We start from the raw sequence: 20,026 nt of genomic DNA on the forward strand, positions 1-20,026 counted from the left end.
ATTCAACAAGCTAATAAAAAAATTAATAACATTCAGCTCGACGATTTTGGCCGCAGGTTTTCATCAAATTCCAGACGCTTGCGCCCGGCCTCCATCTCTTTTAATGGCTCCACCTGATGTAGCGTCTGCTTACAGCGTTCGACCAGCACCTGGTATTCACGGGTACCGTGTTTTTTCCACTCCAGCTCCTGTTCGCTCAGCGTACGAATCGCTTTTGCCGGGCTGCCGATAATTAAATGGTTAGCGGGCATTTCCGCTTTCGCTTTTACGAAAGCAGAAGCGCCGACAATACTATTTTCGCCAATTACCGCCCCGTCGATAATCACCGCGCTCATTCCCACCAGCGCGTTGCGGCCAATCACACAGCCATGCAGGATGGCGCCGTGGCCGATGTGACCGTCCTCTTCCACCACGGTATCCTGACCGGGGAAGCCGTGCATGACGCAGTTATCCTGAATATTGGCTCCGTCTTTTACTACAATACGGCCAAAATCGCCGCGCAGGCTGGCATTAGGCCCAACATAGACCCCTTTTCCCAGGATCACGTCGCCAATGAGTACCGCCGTCGGATGAACATAGCTCTCATCCGGCACCACTGGCGTCAGCCCATCAATCTGATAAATCGGCATGCAATCTCCTTAGACGCCCGGCAAACCGCCAAAGCGTTGAAAATAAAGCGGTCCCGGCGCGGGAAGCTCGCCAACCGAGCTTTCACCTTTCTCGCCGACAAACGCCAGCGCGCCGGGGGTCACGCGTTGATAAATATTGATGCACAGCTGCCGCGCGGTTTGCCCGGCCCAGTGTGCGGGAAGCAGCTCTTCCGGCAGCAGCGGGTCTTTAAGCACCACCCGGCGATAGAAATGGATAAGGAGCAGTTGGATCTGGAAACAGCGCTCCGGCGTCAATTCTGACGGTTCGCTGTCGCGCAGCAGCGGCAGTAACGGTCGGAACAATGCGATAAACGCCTCGTACATCTCATTTTGTTCGGTGAGATGCCAGCACTCTTCTACGCGGTCGCGCAGCGCCGCCCTTGAGAGCGCCAGCGGCGAATGGGCTTCAAAACAGATGACGTTTTCGGCAACGCCCGCTTCATGTAGCAGCGATTGGACATCGGCCAGCTTTTGCGACGGCGAGGCCAGCAGGCTCGGCGCCAGCGCGCCAAATCCCTGCCATAACAGTTGCTTTTTGACTTCCGCCAGAACCGTTTTTTCTAACCCTTCCGACAATAGCAGCAGCCAGGTTCCGTCCCATTCCGGGGCATTCGCCCGATAGATTTTATGTTCCGCGCGCCGGGTCAGACGTAGTCCTTTATCGCTCAGGCGATAGAAGCTACGCCGGCCGATACGCACGACGTCGAGCCACTCTTCTTTATTGAGGCGAAATAGCGCGGTGCGAACAAAGCGCTCGCCAAATCCTAATCCTTCCAGCAGCGCCGCGACGCTACCCAGCCACACTTCCCCACCGCGTTGTAATAAGGCGTCGCCATACAGCGAGGCAATCAATGACGTGCCGCTTATCGGCATCGCCGTCACCGCTTGTTGAATAAAGGCGTCGAGTTTACTCATCTGATTCATTCTGTTGTTATATTTTTCCTTTATGAATCATAGCACAGGAAATTCCCGGCTTACGGCGTAAAGGCCTCAGCCGGGTTACCGGGGAAAGAATTAACCGCTGACCACCGCTTTACGCAGGTCGAATACCCGACAGGCTTTCCCTTCAGAGCGCGGAATGCTGCCGCAGTTGACGATAGTAATATCGGTGGAGATCCCGACCATCGACTTAATACGGTGACGCAACTGATGGCAAATCTGGCAGCGTTGTTCATGACTTAACGCCAGCCCGCTCTCTTTCAGCTCAACGCGTACCGCCAGCGAATCAAGATGACCGCGGCGATTGACCTCTAACTGATAGTGCGGCGCCAGGTGTTCAAACTTGAGGATCTCCTCTTCCAGCTGCGAGGGGAAGACGTTAACCCCGCGGATAATCAACATATCGTCGCTGCGTCCACTGATGCGATCCATGCGGCGCATGGTCCGCGCGGTTCCCGGCAGCAGGCGCGTCAGGTCGCGGGTACGATAGCGGATCACCGGCAGCGCTTCTTTGGTCAACGTGGTAAACAACAGTTCGCCATGCTCGCCATCCTCCAGCGGCGTACCGTCGTCCGGGTTGACGATTTCCGGGAAGAAGTGGTCTTCCCAGATGGTCGGGCCATCAACGGTTTCCAGACACTCCATCGCCACCCCCGGCCCCATCACCTCTGACAGACCGTAAATATCCAGCGCGGTGATCCCCAGGCGGCGCTCGATTTCCGCGCGCATCGCCAGCGTCCACGGCTCGGCGCCAAACACGCCGACCCGCAATGAACAGCCGCGGGCATCGCCGCCCATCTGGCGTTCCAGCTCTTCAATCAGATTCAGGCAGTAGGACGGCGTCACCATGATCATATCCGGCTGGAAGTCGCGGATCAGCTGCGCCTGTTTTTCGGTCTGTCCGCCGGACATCGGGATCACCGTCGCGCCTAAACGCTCCGCGCCGTAGTGCGCGCCAAGGCCGCCGGTAAACAGGCCGTAGCCGTAGGCGACGTGAATTTTATCTTTCGCTGAACCTCCGGCCGCACGCAGCGAACGGGCGACAATATTGGCCCAGTTATCAATATCGTTTTGCGTATAACCTACCACCGTCGGTTTGCCGGTGGTGCCGGATGAAGCGTGAATGCGCACCACCTGCTCCATCGGCACCGCAAAGGTATCGAAGGGATAGTTGTCGCGCAGATCTTGTTTAGTGGTACAGGGGAATTTTTTCAGATCGTTTAATTCCCGAAAATCGTCAGGGTGCACACCGGCGGCGTCGAATTTGCGGCGATACATCGGCACATTTTCATACGCATGCTTGAGCGTCCATTTCAGGCGCTGGGTTTGCAGGGCCTGCAGTTCATCACGCGATGCGGTTTCAATCGGATCTAATTTTGTAGTAGTTATCATTGTAGGGTACTCGCAGGTAAATTAGCTCACACTCGCTCGAGGATCATGGCAATGCCCTGACCCACGCCAATACACATCGTACACAGCGCATAACGTCCGCCCCGGCGTTGCAGCTCAAGGCTGGCGCTGAGCGCCAGCCGCGCGCCGCTCATGCCCAGCGGATGGCCTAACGCGATGGCGCCGCCGTTGGGGTTCACGTGCGACGCATCATCCGGCACGCCGAGTTGTCTGAGCACCCCCAGCGCCTGCGCGGCGAAGGCCTCATTCAGCTCAATCAGGTCCATATCGTTAATATTGAGCCCGGCTCGCTCCAGCACTTTACGCACTGCCGGTACCGGCCCCAGGCCCATCAGGCGCGGCTCAACACCCGCCGTCGCCATCGCCACAATACGCGCGCGCGGCGTGAGCCCCTGCACGCTGGCCTGCTGTTCACTGGCGATAATCAGCGCCGCTGCGCCATCGTTAACGCCGGAAGCATTTCCAGCCGTAATGACCCCGCCTTTCCGGAACGGCGCTTTTAATAGCGCGAGTTGCTCAAGCGTGGTTTCCGGTCGAGGATGCTCATCATCGCGTACCGCGCTGACCGCTCCTTTCTTGCCGATGATCTGCACCGGCACGATTTCCTGCGCCAGAATGCCGTCGCGCTGGGCCTGCGCCGTGCGCTGTTGGCTGCGCCAGGCGAAAGCGTCCTGATCGGCCCGGCTAATATTTAACAATTCAGCTACATTCTCTGCCGTTTCCGGCATGCTGTCAGTTCCGAATTGTTGCGCCATGAGCGGGTTCACAAAACGCCAGCCAATCGTGGTATCAAAGAGTTCCGCCTGACGCTGGTACGGCGTGCTGGCTTTTCCCATCACGAATGGCGCGCGCGACATCGATTCGACGCCGCCGGCAATCAGCAGATCGGCATCGCCGGCTTTGATCGCCCTGGCGGCAAAACCGATTGCATCCAGACCCGATCCGCACAAGCGGTTAATCGTGGTGCCCGGTACGGTATGCGGATAACCGGCCAATAGCGTCGCCATGTGCGCTACGTTGCGGTTATCCTCACCGGCCTGGTTCGCACAACCGAAAATCACATCATCAATCGCTGCCGGGTCGAGCCCGGGGTTACGGCTTAGCAGCTCACGCAGCGGGATCGCCGCCAGATCGTCGGCGCGGACGCCGGCCAGCGCTCCGCCGTAGCGGCCAATCGGCGTGCGGATCCCGTCACAAATAAAGGCGTCGCGCATTACACTTCTCCCGTGATTGTGCCGCCGATGCGGTACGATTTGCCGCGGAACAGGGCCACAATCTTTTGCTGTTGATTAACAATTTCGATGTCGTAGACGCCGGTCAGCTTGCCCTGCTGTTTGACTCTTGCGGTGGCGACCAGCCTGTCGCCGGCAAACGCCGGACGAAGAAAATCAATGCTCGCCGCCGAGGCCACCGCCGCCAGCCCCTGGCTGTTACAGGCGTAAGCGAAAGCGGTATCGGCAAGCGTAAATAGTTGACCGCCGTGACAGGTTTGATGGCCGTTAAGCATGTCCGCCGAGACGGTCATGCTCATCTGCGCAAAACCGTCGTCCATTTCGATAAGTTCGATCCCCATCTTTCTGGCGCAGGTATCTTTTTCGTACATCACGCGCGCGTTGCGCCACGGATCATTGCTCATGGTGCTTCTCCATCAGCGCCTTCTGGCGCAACAGGGAACTGGGGCGATAGCGCTCCTCGCCATAATGGTGTTGCAGGTTCTCCAGCAGTTGCAGCACCCGCCGCCAGCCGAGGCGTTCTCCCCACGCCAGCGGGCCGTACGGATAGTTGACGCCAAGGCGCATCGCGGTATCGATGTCTTGCGGGCTGGCAATCCCTTTTTGCACCGCATCAAGCGCTTCGTTAATCAGCATCGCCACCGTGCGCCACACTAGCAGGCCGGGATAGTCGGCAATACGCAGGACTTTCTTGCCCTGCCGTTGGAAGTAATGCACGGCCTTATCAGTGGCCGCAGGCGCGTTGGTCGCCGCTGCGGCCAGCACCACCGTATCGCTGGCGCACAGGTCATACACCACCACCGGGCGTTTATGCTTAAGGCTCAGCGCCAATGCCGTTTCGCCTTCGGTCTCCAACAATAAGAGTTCATCGAGTTCTGTGACACTGTCACTTACAACCGTAATAGATTGAACACCACTAGATACCGGCGGCAGCGCCGCGTCCGGCTGCGTCTCGGCGGGCCAGCGATAGACGCCGTGGCCGCTCTTTTTACCCAATCGCCCGGCCAGCGCCAGCTCTTGCTGTAGTAGCGATGGTAGGTAGCGGCGGTCCTGCCAGAAGGCGTTAAACACCGAACAGGTCACGGCGAAGTTGACGTCCTGGCCAATCAGGTCAGTCAATGCCAGCGGTCCCATCGGAAAACCGCCGCCGTCACGCAACGCGGCATCAATAACCTCAGGGGCGGCAACCTGCTCTTCCAGCGCGCGCCAGGCCTCGGCGTAGAAGGGACGCGCTACGCGGTTAACGATAAAACCGGGCGTTGAGCGGCAGCGCACCGGCTGTTTCCCCCAGCCGCTTACGCACTGGCACAGCTGCTCTACCACCTCATCAGACGTCTCGAGCCCACTCACTACCTCGACCAGTTTCATCACCGGCGCCGGATTAAAAAAGTGCAGCCCGGCCACCCGCTCCGGGTTTTTGACCCCGGCGGCGATGGCGGTAATCGAAATAGACGAGGTATTACTGGTCAACAGCGTTGACGGCGCGCATATCTCCGCCAGCTGTGCGAACAGCGCCGTTTTGACCTCCAGCCGTTCAGAGGCCGCTTCAATTACTAAATCTGCGTCGGCAAGCGCGGCTAAATCGTGAGCCGGATGCAGGCGCGCCAGCAGCGCGTCGGCCTGCTCTGAGGCCAGTTTGCCGCGCTCGACCCGCGATGCCAGACGCATAGCAATGCCGTCGATCGCCTGGGCAATCGCGGTTGCATTAATATCGAAAATAAGCACCGGATGTCCGGCGGCAGCGGCTACTTCGGCAATACCGGCTCCCATGGTGCCGCTGCCAATCACCGCCACGGTGGCTAAGGATGTTGTCATGGCCTATTTCCCGCTGAACTGTGGTGGCCGCTTGGCCAGAAACGCGCTGACCCCTTCGCGGTAATCATCGCTGCGCCCGGCCAGGCGCTGATAATCGCGCTCAAGATCCAGCTGCGCATCGAGACTGTTGGTTTCAGAAGCCAGCAGCGCCTTTTTAATCAGCCCAAGACCAAACGTCGGTTGCGCCGCCAGATGGCGCGCCAGTTGCAGACTGGTATCCGCCAGTTCTGAATCGTCCACCAGTTGCCAGATAATCCCCCACTGCGCGGCCTGTTCCGCGCTGAGGCTATCGCCCAACAGCGCCAGCCCCATCGCGCGCGCACGGCCGGCCACCCGCGGCAGGAACCAGCTGCCGCCGCAGTCCGGCACCAGGCCGAGCTTGCTGAACGCCATCACAAATTTGGCTGAACGCGCGGCCAGCACGATATCGCAGCCCAGCGCCAGGGTAGCGCCCGCGCCGGCGGCAACGCCGTTGACCGCGCAGATAACCGGCTTCGGCAGCGCCGCCAGACGGCGTACCAGCGGGTTATAAAAACGTTCTACCGACAGGCCGAGATCCGGCGGCGGGCCGCTGGGGTCGACATTGCGGTCGTTCAAATCCTGGCCGGCGCAAAAGCCGCGACCAGCGCCGGTGATCAGCAAGCAGCGCACGCCGTCATCACGCTCGGCCTGCTTCAGACATTCCGCCAGCTGTTGATGCATCAGATCGTTAAAACTGTTGAGGCGGTCCGGGCGATTGAGGGTAATGGTCATGACGCCCTGTTCCACTGCGCTGAGAATGAAAGCTTCCACGATTAGCGTCCTTTAAATTCCGGTGTACGTTTTTGTAAGAAAGCGTCGATGCCTTCGCGACGGTCCTCGGTAGCGCTCAGCAGGCTAAACAGCTGGCGCTCCTGTTGCAGACCGGCCTGCAGGCTGACTTCCTGCGACAGGCGCAGCGACTGTTTTGCCGCCCGTAGCGCCAGCGGCGAATGGCTGGCAATGGTGGTTGCCAGTTTCAGGGCATACTCATCGGTTAACGCCGCCGGATGGATATCGCTAACCAGCCCGGCCTGCTGCGCCTGGCGGGCGTCAATACTCTCACCGCTCAGCACCATCCGACTGGCCAACGCCTTGCCAACGCTGCGGATCAAACGCTGGGTGCCGCCCGCACCCGGCATAATGCCGAGGGTAATTTCCGGCAGGCCAAAGCGGGCATTGTCACCGGCAACAATCAGGTCACACAGCAGGGCCAACTCGCAGCCGGCGCCAAGCGCGTAGCCGTTGACCGAAGCGATGAGCGGTTTAGTGAAAGCATCGATACGCGCCCACAACCGTGGGCGAACATCATCAAGGGTGGCTGGCAGATCTTTTTCCGCCATCTCGTTGAGATCGGCCCCGGCGGCGAAAAAACGCGCGTTACCGCTGATAACGCATACGCCGACGCTGTCATCAATTGACGCCGCCTCCAGCACCTCGGCAATCTGGGTTAAGAGGGCATTGTTCAGCGCGTTGCGGGCCTGCGGGCGGTTCAGCGTCAGCTGTAACACCCGGCCATGACGGTGGATCAGCAGGTCACTCATGCCATCCCCCGCGCGTCAAAGTCGACCACCACATCGCCGCTGGTTGGCAACGACTGGCAGCTCAGCACGTAACCCGCCGCCAGCTCATCCGCTTCCAGGCTGTAATTGGCGGCCATCGCCACTTCACCGCGTAGCACTTTGCATTTACAGGTAGCGCATACCCCGCCCTTACAGGCGAACGGCAGATCGGCGCCCTGACGCAATGCGGCATCCAGGATGCTGTCGTCTTCGGCGCTGAGGGCGATAAGCCGATCGCGCCCATCCTGGCGGATGGTCACCGTGCGCCCTTCCGCCTGCACACCGGCAGCGCGCTTCACATTGCCGCCTGGCGTATTGAAGCGTTCGAGATGAATGGACTTCTCCGGCACGCCAAGTTCGCGCAGCGTCGTTTCCGCCTCATCCATCATCACCGCCGGACCGCAGATAAAGGCCTCGTCGAAACGGCTAAAATCCAGCAGATGGTCAGCGAGCTGGCGCAGTTTGTCGCCGTCAATACGGCCCTGTAGCAGATCGCTGTCCATCGACTCCTGGCTAAACAGATGTATCACCTGCAGGCGCTGCGGATAGCGGTCTTTTAAATCGGCCAGCGCCTGGCGGAACATCATGCTATGGCTGCTGCGGTTACCGTAGATCAGCGTGAAGCGGCTTTGCACCTCGGTCGCCAGCGTCGCGCTAATGATAGCCATCATCGGCGTGATCCCGGAACCGGCGGTAATCGCCAGATATTCACCCTGCCGTTCAGCCTGCGGTTGATAACCGAAATGCCCCTGCGGCACCATCACCTCCAGCTCCATACCCTGCTGGATATCGTGCTGGGCGTAGCGCGAGAAGCGCCCGCCATCGATGGCCTTGACCGCGACGCTAATTTCCCCTGGCGTGCGGCTGCGACAAATGGAATAACAGCGGCGCAGTTCTTCGCCGCCCAGACGGGCTTTTAGCGTCAGATGCTGGCCCGGACGAAAGCAGTACTCCGCCTGCAGGGCTTGCGGAATCGCAAAAGTGATGGTCACCGCATCGCGGGTTTCCGGCTCGACTCTCGCCACCTTAAGCGAATGGAACGTCGTCATGGCAACCTCAAATACATTTAAAGTAATCAAAAGGTTCGCGGCAGCTGTCGCAGCGATACAGCGCTTTACAGGCCGTGGAACCGAATTCGCTAATCAGCGAGGTATAGGTGCTGCCGCAGCGCGGACAGCTCACCTCAGCGGGCATGTCCGCATGGCAGGCGTGCCCCTGGGGCGGGCTGATGCCGTACTGGCGCAGGCGCTCGCGGGCATCCTGACTCATCCAGTCGGTGGTCCACGGCGGATCCAGCTGCAGGACGATATGTACCGGCACAAAGCCATGCTCGCTCATGACCGTACGGATCTCGCCCAGCAGATGCTCCGTCGCCGGACAGCCCGAATAGGTCGGGGTAAAGCCAATCACCCAGCCGTCGCCGTGGTGCGCGACGCTGCGCACCATTCCGAGGTCGGTGATGGTGAGTACCGGCACTTCCGGATCCGGGATCGCGCTTAATAATCCCCAGATGGTGCGAACCTCTGCAGGAGCGATATCGGCAAGACGTTGCATAGTCACCTCACTTACCACTGCAGTCCGGGATGCGAACGCTGCAGATACTGCATCTCCGCCAGCAGCGGGCCGAGATGTTCACTGTGCAGCCCCTGTTTGCCACCGCTGCGGAAGGCAGCTTCCTGCGGGATTTGTAAGCCAGAGTCAAGCAGCGCGGTTTGCACAATGCTCTGCCATTCGGCCTGCAGTTCACGCGGATCAACCGCAATACCCTGCTCAAACAGGCTGAGCTCCACTTCATCAGCCAGGAACAGTTCGCCGGTGAAGCGCCACAGATTGTCGACCGCCTGCTGCATTTTGCGGTTTGATATCTCGGTGCCGTTACCCAGTCGCTCCAGCCAGCCGCGGCTAAAACGCTGGTGGTAACGCACCTCTTTCAGCCCTTTAGCGGCAATGGCCGCCAGCTGCGTATCGCGGCTGTTCACCAGGCGGCTGAACAGGGCGACGTGGCAGACGTCGATAAAGAACTGGCGGGCGATAGTGTCGGCAAAATTGCCGTTTGGCTGCTCCACCAGCAGCAGGTTGCTGAACTGGCGCTCATCGCGGCCAAAGGCCAGCGTATCTTCGTCGCCGCAGCCGTTAAGCTCGGCGGCATAGCTTAAAAAATTGCGCGCCTGGCCGAGCAGGTCGAGGCCGATGTTGGCCAGCGCAAGATCGATCTCGAGCTCGGGCGCATGGCCGCACCAGGCGCCTAAACGCTGGGCCAGAACCAGACCATTGTCGCCAAGGCGCAGGGCGTAGGTGGCTACGGGGTTAGGGTTATTCATCGCCGCCTCACATATGTTCCATGCCGTCCGGCACGGTATAGAAAGTCGGATGACGGTAGACTTTGCTTTCCGCCGGGTCGAAGAATTCGCCGCGTTCTTCCGGCTGCGAAGCAACGATTTCGCTGGCCTTCACTACCCAAATTGAGCAGCCTTCGCTGCGGCGGGTGTAGGCATCGCGGGCATTCTCCAACGCCATTTGATCATCGGCAGCGTGCAGACTGCCGACGTGACGATGGGATAACCCCTGTTTGCTGCGAACGAACACTTCATATAACGGCCAGTAAACTTTGCTCATGTTGTCTCTCCTCATGCCGCGCTGCGGGCCTGCTGTTTTTGCGCATGGGCCAGCGCGGCTTCGCGCACCCATTCGCCCTCTTCCCAGGCCTTACGCTTGGCGGCAAGCCGCTCGTGGTTGCAAATGCCACGGCCGCTAATCACCTCGTTAAATTCCTGCCAGTCGATTTCGCCAAAGCGGTAGTGGCCGCTGGCTTCATCAAACTGCAGATCCGGGTCCGGTACGGTCATACCGAGGATCTCTACCTGCGGCACGGTGTTATCGACGAAGCGCTGACGTAGCTCGTCGTTGGAGTGCAGTTTGATTTTCCACGCCATGCTGCGGGCGCTGTTCGGCGAGTTGTCATCGTTAGGGCCAAACATCATCAGCGCCGGCCACCAGAAGCGGTTAATAGCGTCCTGCAGCATCTGCCGCTGCGCGTCATTGCCCTGCGCCAGCGCCATGCAGGCTTCAAATCCCTGGCGCTGGTGAAAACTCTCTTCTTTGCAGATTTTGACCATCGCCCGGGCATAGGGGCCGTAGGAGGTCCGGCACAGCGCCACCTGGTTGACGATGGCCGCGCCATCGACCAGCCAGCCGATCACGCCGATATCGGCCCAGCTGAGGGTCGGGTAGTTAAAAATAGAGGAATATTTCATCTGCCCGTCGAGCATTTTCTGATACAGGTCTTCCCGGGCGCAGCCCAGCGTTTCCGCGGCGCTATAGAGATACAGCCCGTGTCCGGCCTCATCCTGTACCTTAGCCAACAGAATCGCTTTACGGCGCAGCGTCGGCGCGCGGGTGATCCAGTTGCCTTCCGGCAGCATGCCGACGATCTCCGAGTGCGCGTGTTGACCTATCTGACGAATCAAGGTCTTACGATAGGCATCCGGCATCCAGTCCTGCGGTTCGATGGCCGTTTCCTGCGCGATGCGCTGGTCAAAGCGTTGTTCTTCTGTCACGTCATCACCTTTATGATTCCGATATTCACAACAAAAACATTTATGTGAATCATTTCGTTTATTGAAGGTTACATATTGGTTAAATAAAACCACAAATTTTGTTTGTTCTTTTTGTGATAACAACCGCAAAACCTTTTGTAAACAGCAAATAAATCAGAAACATAAACACAACCCCTGATTAACCCCCGATCACAATGTTAATAAATTATTAAATTCGGACTTGATTTTTATGATTCATAAAAGAACTATTTATAGATAACACACGTAACACATTTGGAGATTTGCGATGCAGCAGTTAGCCAGCTACTTATCCGGCGCCTGGCAGACCGGCCGGGGCCGCGCCCGTACTATCTATCACGCCATTACCGGCGCGGCGCTTTGGGAGGTGACCAGTGAAGGCCTGGATATGGCGCAGGCGCGCCGCTTCGCGATTGAACGCGGTGGCAAAGCCCTGCAGGCGATGACCTTTATTGAACGCAGCGCGATGCTGAAAGCGGTAGCAAAACGGTTGCTGGAGCAGAAAGACGAGTTCTACGCCATCTCCGCGCAAACCGGCGCCACTCGCGCCGACAGTTGGGTGGATATTGAAGGCGGTATCGGTACTTTGTTCACTTATGCCGGGCTCGGTAGCCGCGAACTGCCGGACGATATTCTGTGGCCGGAAGACGAGCTGATCCCGCTCTCCAAACAAGGCGGTTTTGCCGCACGTCACGTGCTGACCTCGAAATCGGGCGTCGCCGTACATATCAACGCCTTCAACTTCCCCTGCTGGGGAATGCTGGAAAAACTGGCGCCGACCTGGCTTGCCGGCATGCCTGCTATCATTAAACCGGCAACCGCTACCGCCCAGCTCACCCAGGCAATGGTGAAAGCGATTGTCGACAGCGGCCTGGTGCCGGAAGGCGCCATCAGCCTGATTTGCGGCGGCGCGGGCGATCTTCTCGACCATCTCGATAGCCAGGACGTAGTGACCTTTACCGGCTCAGCCGCCACCGGCCAGCAGCTACGGACTCACCCTAACCTGGTGGCCAAATCTATTCCCTTTACCATGGAAGCAGATTCGCTCAACTGCTGCGTATTAGGTGAAGACGTCACGCCGGAGCAACCGGAATTTGCGCTGTTTATTCGGGAAGTGGTCCGCGAGATGACGGCGAAAGCCGGGCAAAAATGTACCGCTATCCGCAGAATCATCGTGCCACTGGCTCAGATTAATGCGGTTAGCGATGCACTGATCTCCCGCCTGCATAAAGTAACCGTCGGTGACCCTGCTCAGGAGGGCATTAAGATGGGGGCCCTGGTTAATCGCGAACAGCGTCAGGATGTGCAGGATAACGTCAATAAACTGATTGCCGCCGGCTGTGAAGCGCTGCTCGGCGGACAGGCAGATCTTAACGCTGATGGCGCGTTCTTCCCGCCGACCCTGCTGTACTGCCCGCAGCCGGATGAAACGCCAGAGGTTCACGCCATTGAAGTCTTTGGCCCGGTAGCGACGCTGATGCCGTATCGCGACCGCCAGCATGCGCTCACGCTGGCACGCGCCGGCGGCGGTAGCCTGGCTGGTACGCTGGTCACCGCCAGCGGCGAGCTGGCGCGTGAGTTTATCCTTGGCGCCGCGCGCGCGCATGGCCGTATTCAGATTCTGAACGAAGCATCCTCCGTAGAATCAACCGGCCACGGTTCGCCGCTGCCGCAGCTGGTACACGGCGGCCCCGGCCGTGCTGGCGGCGGAGAAGAGCTCGGCGGACTGCGTTCGGTGAAACACTATATGCAGCGTACCGCGATTCAGGGCAGCCCAACGATGCTGGCGACCATAAGCCAGCAGTGGGTGCGCGGCGCTCAGGTGAGCGAAGACCGCATTCACCCGTTCCGTAAATACTTCGAAGAGATCCAACCTGGCGATAGCCTATTCACCCCGCGCCGAACGCTGACCGAAGCGGATATCGTTAATTTCGCCTGCCTGAGCGGCGATCACTTCTACGCGCACATGGACAAAATCGCCGCCGCCGAGTCGATTTTCGGCGAACGGGTGGTCCACGGCTATTTCCTGATTTCAGCTGCGGCCGGGCTGTTCGTTGATGCCGGCGTCGGGCCGGTTATCGCCAACTACGGCATGGAAAACCTGCGCTTTATTGAGCCGGTCAAACCGGGAGACACCATTCAGGTTCGTCTGACCTGTAAGCGGAAAACGGTTAAACGTCAGCGCAGCGCCGATGAAAAAGCCACCGGTGTGGTGGAATGGGCAGTCGAGATTTTCAACCAGCATCAGCAGGCGGTGGCGCTGTATTCCATTCTTACCCTGGTGGCGCGCCAGCAGGGAGACTTCCCGGCGTAGTCAACACGCAGGTACCACGCGCTTAATGCCTCTACGGAGGCATTTTTTACGTCCGTCTGGCAAAACTGACAAACAAGCTGGCAAAAGCAAACAAACGTTCCCGGGCGGCAGACTGCTAGGGTAAGCGTAACAAAGCCGACATTCGCAGCGGCAACAACAACACAACAATAAGATGAGGTCACAATGGCAAACGGCTTGATGTTTTCCCCTCGTAAAACCGCGCTGGCGCTGGCTGTCGCGGTGGTTTGCGCCTGGCAATCACCGGTTTTCGCTCACGGTAGCGAAGCGCACATGGTGCCGTTGGATAAAACGCTGCAGGCGTTCGGCGCCGATGTGCAGTGGGATGACTACGCGCAAATGTTTACCCTGATAAAAGACGGCGCTTACGTCAAAGTAAAACCCGGCGCCAAAACGGCGATCGTCAACGGTAAACCCCTTGATCTACAGGTGCCGGTAGTAATGAAGGAAGGTAAAGCCTGGGTCTCCGATACCTTTATCAACGATGTATTCCAGTCCGGTCTCGATCAGACCTTCCAGGTAGAAAAACGCCCTCACCCGCTAAACTCGCTCTCGGCGGCGGAAATCGGTGAAGCAGTGACCATTGTCAAAGCCGCGCCGGAGTTCCAGCCGAATACCCGCTTTACTGAGATTTCCTTACACGAGCCGGATAAAGCGGCGGTATGGGCCTTTGCCCTGCAGGGAACGCCCGTTGATGCCCCGCGCACCGCCGATGTGGTGATGCTCGATGGCAAACACGTCATTGAAGCCGTCGTCGATCTGCAAAACAAAAAAATCCTCTCATGGACGCCGATTAAAGGCGCCCACGGGATGGTACTGCTCGATGACTTCGTCAGCGTGCAGAACATTATCAATGCCAGCAGCGAGTTCGCTGAGGTGCTGAAAAAGCACGGTATTACCGATCCCAGTAAAGTGGTCACCACCCCGCTCACCGTCGGCTACTTTGATGGCAAAGATGGCCTGCAACAGGATGCGCGTCTGCTGAAAGTCGTCAGTTATCTGGATACCGGCGACGGCAACTACTGGGCGCACCCGATTGAAAACCTGGTGGCGGTGGTCGACCTTGAAGCGAAGAAAATCATCAAAATCGAAGAAGGCCCGGTGATCCCGGTACCGATGGAGCCACGTCCGTATGATGGTCGCGACCGCAACGCCCCGGCGGTGAAACCGCTGGAGATAACCGAACCGGAAGGCAAAAACTACACGATCACCGGCGATACCATTCACTGGCGGAACTGGGATTTTCATCTGCGCCTGAACTCGCGCGTCGGGCCCATTCTCTCGACGGTGACTTACAACGACAACGGCACAAAACGCCAGGTAATGTATGAAGGTTCACTCGGCGGGATGATCGTCCCCTACGGCGACCCTGACGTCGGCTGGTATTTCAAAGCCTATCTGGACTCCGGCGATTACGGCATGGGCACCCTAACATCGCCGATTGTTCGCGGTAAAGATGCGCCGTCAAATGCGGTACTGCTGGACGAAACTATCGCCGATTACACCGGCAAACCGACCACTATTCCAGGCGCGGTCGCCATATTCGAACGCTATGCCGGGCCGGAATATAAGCATCTGGAAATGGGCAAACCTAACGTCAGCACCGAACGCCGGGAACTGGTGGTGCGCTGGATCAGTACCGTCGGGAACTATGATTATATCTTTGACTGGGTGTTCCATGACAACGGCACCATCGGTATCGATGCCGGCGCCACCGGCATTGAAGCGGTGAAAGGCGTGATGGCGAAGACCATGCACGACCCCAGCGCCAAAGAGGATACCCGCTACGGGACGCTGATCGACCATAATATTGTCGGCACCACCCACCAGCATATTTATAATTTCCGCCTCGATCTTGACGTGGACGGTGAAAACAACACCCTGGTGGCGATGGATCCTGAAGTGAAGCCAAACACCGCCGGCGGCCCGCGCACCAGCACCATGCAGGTGAATCAATACACAATCGATAGCGAGCAGAAAGCGGCGCAGAAATTCGACCCTGGCACTATCCGCCTGCTGAGCAACACCAGCAAAGAGAACCGCATGGGTAACCCGGTCTCTTACCAGATTATCCCTTATGCCGGCGGCACGCACCCGGCGGCGACTGGCGCCAAGTTCGCCCCGGACGAGTGGATATATCATCGTCTGAGCTTTATGGATAAACAGCTGTGGGTGACGCGTTACCACCCGACAGAGCGTTATCCGGAAGGGAAATATCCCAACCGTTCCGCCCAGGATACCGGCTTAGGGCAGTACGCGAAGGATGATGAGTCGCTGACTAACCACGATGACGTCGTGTGGATCACCACCGGCACCACCCACGTCGCGCGCGCCGAAGAGTGGCCAATTATGCCGACCGAATGGGCGCATGCGTTGCTCAAGCCGTGGAACTTCTTTGACGAAACCCCAACCCTTGGCGAGAAGAAAAAGTAATCTTAACCCGCGGTGAAATCGAGCAGGATTTTACCGCCTCTTCCCGGCTGGCCTGCGGCGGCAATCGCCTCACGCCAGTCGCACAGCTTTATCACCTGCGCCGCGGGCTGCGCAGTGGTCGGCAGCTGTCGCCAGATCCCGGCAAACGCCGCCTGCCACGCATCAACGCTGAGTGTCGGTAAGGCCTCCCGCAGATGAAATTTGCGTACCGATGCGCTGCCTCGCGTCTGGATGAGCGGTTTACCGGATAACAAGCCATAAGAGACCAGCGTTGACGACACCGGCAGTACCGCCAGCAGAAAATTCGCCAGCTCACCGCCCACCGCATCAAACACCAGATCGCTGTACTGGCTTACTTGTTCAATCAGCGCGCTATCGCCTTCGAGTAGCGGATAGACGCCATATTGCTGCAAGCGCGGGATGTGCTGCGGCGAGCGAATAATACCGCTGACCGATCGCGCCCCCATGGCGAGCGCCCATTGCGCCAGCAAACTGGCGCAGGACGATGAAGCAGCGGTCAAAAGCACATGCTTTCCCGCTACCGGCCAGCGCGTGAGCATCAGCATCGCGGTCAGCGGATTGATATAGCCGCGCGCGGCCACGATGTCATCGATGTCTTCAGCGACCGGCACCAGCCAGCGCGGATCAATATCAAGATAACGCTGCCAGGTTCCGGCGCCGCGTAGCGGTAGGACCCGCTGCCCCAGTCGTGGGCGCCCACTCGTCGAGTCTTCAATCACCACCCCAACGCCTTCATAGCCCGCCACCGATGGTGGCGTCGTACGATGGCGGTAAGCGCCGGTAATGGGGATCAGATCGGAAGGGTTGACCGGGGCATAGCGCATTTGTACCCGAACAAGTCCGGGCGCCAGCGGCGGCAACGGCAGGTGATGCAGCGCGAGCACCGTTTCCGGCGCGCCGTACTGCTGATAGCAAAGCGCATCATTCCACATAGCGGGGCAACATCAGAAAAAAGAGCGCCGATCATAGCAAATCAGCGCTCAGGGGGAAGAGGCGCATTGCGCCTTCTCCGGGCTACCAAATCGCACAGCGCTGTAGGTCGGATAAGCGTAGCGCCATCCGACAAAAAATCAGTAGCGCACGCACACCGATTTGGTTTCGCACCAGTCGTCCAGCCAGTCCGGGCCAAAATCGCGCCCGGTACCTGACTGCTTCATTCCGCCGAACGGCAGGTTGGCATCAATCAGCGTATGGCTGTTAACCCATACCGTACCGGCCTGCAGGCGATCGGTATAGTTCAGCGCCTGAGTCAGGTCGCGGGTCCAGACGCTGGCGGTAAGACCGAAATCGCTGTCGTTGGCTAAGCGTAGCGCCTCTTCGCCATCGGCGACGCGCACCAGGTTCACCACCGGGCCAAACACCTCTTCGCGATTCAGGCGCAGCCCGGCATCCGGATTAATCACCAGCGTCGGCGCAATATAAAAACCGTTACCATTCGGCCCAACGTTACCGCTAATCAGCTCGGCGTTTTGTTGACGCGCTTCATCCAGATAAGCGGCCACTTTGGCGCAGTGCGCCTGCGACACCACCGGGTTAATCTGCGTCGTTTCAACCATTCCCGGCCCCACCTGCAGCGACTTAACCGCCTGCTCAAAGCCTGCCACCAGGTTATCAAACAGCGGCGCTTCGATATAGATCCGCGAACTGGCGGCGCATACCTGCCCCTGATTGAGGAAACTTCCGGTCATCAACCCTTCAATCACCCACTGCGGATCGGCATCTTTCAGTACGATGGCCGGGTTTTTGCCGCCGAGTTCAAGGGTTACGCGGGTCAGACGGTCAGCTGCCGCGCGGGCAATCTGTTTGCCGGTGGCGGTCGAACCGGTGAAGCTCACTTTCGCTACCTGCGGATGGGTAGTTAAGGCCGCCCCGCACTCGGCGCCGCTGCCGGTGACAACGTTAAAGACGCCATCCGGGATCCCGGCTTCCGTTGCCAGCTCCGCTACCCGTAGCAACGTTAACGGCGTCGTCTCGGAGGGTTTAATCACAATGGAACAGCCGGAAGCCAGCGCCGGCATCACTTTCCACATGCCGATCATCAGCGGGAAGTTCCACGGAACAATCCCCGCCACTACCCCAACCGGCTCTTTACGGGTCCACGCCTGATAGCGCGCGCCTTCCGGGAACGGAATGGAAACGTCCAGCGTACGGCCGCTGATTTTGGTGGTCAGCCCGGCGGTGTAGCGCATCCAGTTGAGGGTGCAACCGACTTCAAACGCGCGCGAAATATTGATCGACTTCCCCTGTTCAAGGGTTTCGAGCTGCGCCAGCTCTTCACCATGCTGTTCCACCAGATCGGCGAAACGCAGCAGGATCCGCTCGCGGTCGGCCGGCGTGCGCCCGGCCCAGCTACGGGCGACAAAAGCGCGCCAGGCGGACATCACCGCGCGGTCAACGTCGGCGGCATTAGCATCTGCCGTAGTGGCAATCGCCTGGCCGGTGGCCGGGTCCCAGACGGTTAAGCGTTTTTCACTCTGCGCCGCCTGCTGGTTGCCATCAATATATAAGCCATGCTGTCTATCGAGAAACTGCTGTACGCTGGCGAGCAGCGCGACCTGTGATGTGGACATGCGACTTCCTTATTGTTCGCGGATAGTGAACACAGTCTAGGATGGGTCAGCCATTTGCGCTTTTTTCTCTGTGACAATCGTTGTTGCCGCTGTGACAGGTCCCGCAATTAAGCACCCAGAAAGGCGGTGAAATGTGCCGCAGGTAATAGTTCTTTCATATACTCCACGCTGCGCTCTTGCCACTAACGGCATAAATGCAACAATGCAGAAACATTATTTTTACAAGGTGCAGACGATGGCGACGGTAGAAAGCGGGCAGGACTATCAGCGTTGGTTAGCAAAGATTAATCAAGTGTGCGGCCATTTTGCCGCTCGTCCGCTGGGCGACGAATTCCATGGCGAGATTGATGCAAGCTATACCGGTAGTCTCAAAGTCAGTACCGTCACCGCCCGCGGCGTCAATCTTTACCGCACCCGTAACGAAATCAAACGCGACAACGACGCCTGGTTCTATACCGTTTTTCAGCTCGAAGGCCAAGCGGCAATCGAGCAGGACGAGCGCCAGGTGGTGCTCGAGGCCGGCGATATCACGCTCATTGATGCTTCTCGTCCCTGCTCTATCTTCTGGCAACACACGTCAAAACAGGCTTCGCTGCTGCTGCCTCGCCAGCTCGTGGAAAGCCAGCTGCACGGCAGCGACATCAGCATCGCCACCCGGCTGAATAAAACGCTGCCGATGGTCCAACTTAGCCAGCGGCTGCTGCAAGAAAGCATGCGCAGCCCGGCGCTCTCAGAAAGCGAAGGCGAAGCGGCGCTGGAGGCCATCGTCTGTCTGCTGCGACCGATGCTACAGCAGCATGAAGCGCCGCCGACGCGCCGCGACAAGCAATTTCAAAAAATTATGGCGTTGATTGATGAGTCGATACAGTCGGAACAGCTGCGTCCGGAGTGGTTGGCCGGGGAAACCGGCATGTCGGTACGCAGCCTGTACCGCCTGTTTGCCGATAAGGGTCTGGTGGTCGCGCAGTATATTAAAAACCGGCGTCTTGACCTGTGCGCCCGGGCGTTACAAAACGCGCACGATGAAGAGAAACTGGCGGGAATTGGCTACAGTTGGGGATTTAGCGACCATAGCCATTTTTCAACGGCGTTTAAGCAGCGCTTCGGCGTGTCGCCTGGCGAATACCGCAAGCGCTATCGTTAACTATTTGCGCAGCCATTTGCCGTTAATACCCTGCACATATTCCCCCGGCTGCGCCCGGGCGACCAGCTTCTGCCCGGCCATTTTCGCTACTTCATCCACCGGCAGGTTATTGTCATCCGCCAGTTGCTGATAACTTTCGCTGCGCGCAGCATTAATCTGTTTAACTAACGCCAACGTCTGCGCATCCTGTTTCAGCGGCGCCAGATAGCCGTTCAGCGTTTCTCCTACTCGCCCCTGCGCCCGCGCCTCATTCAAGGTCAGCGCCAGCGCCGGGCTACTCAACAGCATTAACGCCAGGGTGGCAGTCAGCAGTCGTTTTCTCATC

19 protein-coding genes are annotated in these 20,026 nt (G+C 58.6%); 3 read left to right on the plus strand and 16 right to left on the minus strand.

The genetic code is table 11. The features are described from left to right. Window positions 1-32: 32 nt before the first annotated feature. From paaY to paaA, 13 genes are all read right to left on the minus strand, one after another. Entirely contained in the window at window positions 33-629 is a 597-nt protein-coding gene (gene paaY, locus PGR79_RS01995) for a phenylacetic acid degradation protein PaaY (protein ID WP_113373226.1), read from the minus strand. A gap of 9 nt (window positions 630-638) precedes the next feature. Further along, window positions 639-1,565: a phenylacetic acid degradation operon negative regulatory protein PaaX gene (paaX, locus tag PGR79_RS02000; RefSeq protein WP_026612287.1), complete on the minus strand. Its 927-nt coding sequence runs from the start codon at window positions 1,563-1,565 to the stop codon at window positions 639-641. Between the two features lie 99 nt (window positions 1,566-1,664). After that, window positions 1,665-2,981, minus strand: a complete 1,317-nt coding sequence (paaK, locus tag PGR79_RS02005) for a phenylacetate--CoA ligase PaaK (RefSeq protein ID WP_004224503.1) — start codon at window positions 2,979-2,981, stop codon at window positions 1,665-1,667. A 26-nt stretch (window positions 2,982-3,007) separates the two neighbouring features. Beyond that, entirely contained in the window at window positions 3,008-4,213 is a 1,206-nt protein-coding gene (gene pcaF, locus PGR79_RS02010) for a 3-oxoadipyl-CoA thiolase (RefSeq protein WP_113373225.1), read from the minus strand. After that, on the minus strand, window positions 4,213-4,635 hold the full coding sequence (gene paaI / locus PGR79_RS02015) for a hydroxyphenylacetyl-CoA thioesterase PaaI (protein WP_113373224.1): 423 nt from the start codon (window positions 4,633-4,635) through the stop codon (window positions 4,213-4,215). Before paaI ends, pcaF begins: the two co-directional genes overlap by 1 nt. Beyond that, a complete protein-coding gene (locus PGR79_RS02020) occupies window positions 4,625-6,046 on the minus strand; it encodes a 3-hydroxyacyl-CoA dehydrogenase (protein ID WP_113373223.1) in 1,422 nt (473 codons plus the stop codon). The genes paaI and PGR79_RS02020 overlap by 11 nt, the downstream gene beginning before the upstream one ends. A gap of 3 nt (window positions 6,047-6,049) precedes the next feature. Further along, on the minus strand, window positions 6,050-6,838 hold the full coding sequence (paaG, locus tag PGR79_RS02025) for a 2-(1,2-epoxy-1,2-dihydrophenyl)acetyl-CoA isomerase PaaG (protein ID WP_032711767.1): 789 nt from the start codon (window positions 6,836-6,838) through the stop codon (window positions 6,050-6,052). A gap of 2 nt (window positions 6,839-6,840) precedes the next feature. Further along, window positions 6,841-7,608, minus strand: coding sequence for a 2,3-dehydroadipyl-CoA hydratase PaaF (gene paaF / locus PGR79_RS02030; protein ID WP_113373222.1), 768 nt, complete (start codon window positions 7,606-7,608; stop codon window positions 6,841-6,843). Further along, window positions 7,605-8,675, minus strand: a complete 1,071-nt coding sequence (paaE, locus tag PGR79_RS02035) for a 1,2-phenylacetyl-CoA epoxidase subunit PaaE (protein WP_113373221.1) — start codon at window positions 8,673-8,675, stop codon at window positions 7,605-7,607. Before paaE ends, paaF begins: the two co-directional genes overlap by 4 nt. Window positions 8,676-8,682: 7 nt before the next feature. Continuing rightward, window positions 8,683-9,180, minus strand: coding sequence for a 1,2-phenylacetyl-CoA epoxidase subunit PaaD (gene paaD, locus PGR79_RS02040; RefSeq protein WP_430920971.1), 498 nt, complete (start codon window positions 9,178-9,180; stop codon window positions 8,683-8,685). Window positions 9,181-9,191: 11 nt separating this feature from the next. Beyond that, window positions 9,192-9,947: a 1,2-phenylacetyl-CoA epoxidase subunit PaaC gene (gene paaC / locus PGR79_RS02045; RefSeq protein WP_430920973.1), complete on the minus strand. Its 756-nt coding sequence runs from the start codon at window positions 9,945-9,947 to the stop codon at window positions 9,192-9,194. A 7-nt stretch (window positions 9,948-9,954) separates the two neighbouring features. Continuing rightward, complete coding sequence (gene paaB, locus PGR79_RS02050; RefSeq protein WP_004224492.1) at window positions 9,955-10,242, minus strand: 1,2-phenylacetyl-CoA epoxidase subunit PaaB; 288 nt, start codon at window positions 10,240-10,242, stop codon at window positions 9,955-9,957. A gap of 11 nt (window positions 10,243-10,253) precedes the next feature. Next, window positions 10,254-11,183, minus strand: coding sequence for a 1,2-phenylacetyl-CoA epoxidase subunit PaaA (gene paaA, locus PGR79_RS02055; RefSeq protein ID WP_004176377.1), 930 nt, complete (start codon window positions 11,181-11,183; stop codon window positions 10,254-10,256). Window positions 11,184-11,469: 286 nt separating this feature from the next. On the opposite strand from paaA, the gene paaZ reads away from it, so the two are divergent. Continuing rightward, window positions 11,470-13,515, plus strand: coding sequence for a phenylacetic acid degradation bifunctional protein PaaZ (paaZ, locus tag PGR79_RS02060; RefSeq protein WP_113373217.1), 2,046 nt, complete (start codon window positions 11,470-11,472; stop codon window positions 13,513-13,515). A gap of 183 nt (window positions 13,516-13,698) precedes the next feature. After that, window positions 13,699-15,966: a primary-amine oxidase gene (gene tynA, locus PGR79_RS02065; RefSeq protein WP_113373215.1), complete on the plus strand. Its 2,268-nt coding sequence runs from the start codon at window positions 13,699-13,701 to the stop codon at window positions 15,964-15,966. 2 nt (window positions 15,967-15,968) lie between these two features. Here the strand turns inward: tynA and PGR79_RS02070 are convergent, their stop codons facing one another. Continuing rightward, window positions 15,969-16,919, minus strand: coding sequence for a zinc-dependent alcohol dehydrogenase family protein (locus PGR79_RS02070; protein ID WP_113373214.1), 951 nt, complete (start codon window positions 16,917-16,919; stop codon window positions 15,969-15,971). Between the two features lie 138 nt (window positions 16,920-17,057). Next, on the minus strand, window positions 17,058-18,557 hold the full coding sequence (locus PGR79_RS02075; protein ID WP_316424024.1) for an aldehyde dehydrogenase family protein: 1,500 nt from the start codon (window positions 18,555-18,557) through the stop codon (window positions 17,058-17,060). 235 nt (window positions 18,558-18,792) lie between these two features. Between PGR79_RS02075 and feaR the strand changes: the two genes are divergently transcribed. Continuing rightward, on the plus strand, window positions 18,793-19,701 hold the full coding sequence (gene feaR / locus PGR79_RS02080) for a transcriptional regulator FeaR (RefSeq protein WP_430920976.1): 909 nt from the start codon (window positions 18,793-18,795) through the stop codon (window positions 19,699-19,701). Here feaR and PGR79_RS02085 read toward each other — a convergent pair whose 3' ends face one another. Further along, window positions 19,702-20,025 (minus strand): YdbL family protein, encoded by a 324-nt coding sequence (locus tag PGR79_RS02085; protein ID WP_015366327.1) that lies wholly within the window; start codon window positions 20,023-20,025, stop codon window positions 19,702-19,704. It abuts the gene before it with no gap. Window position 20,026 lies beyond the last annotated feature (1 nt).

Source organism: Klebsiella sp. 141161 (assembly GCF_050600815.1).
GTDB classification, from domain to species: Bacteria; Pseudomonadota; Gammaproteobacteria; order Enterobacterales; family Enterobacteriaceae; genus Klebsiella; species Klebsiella aerogenes.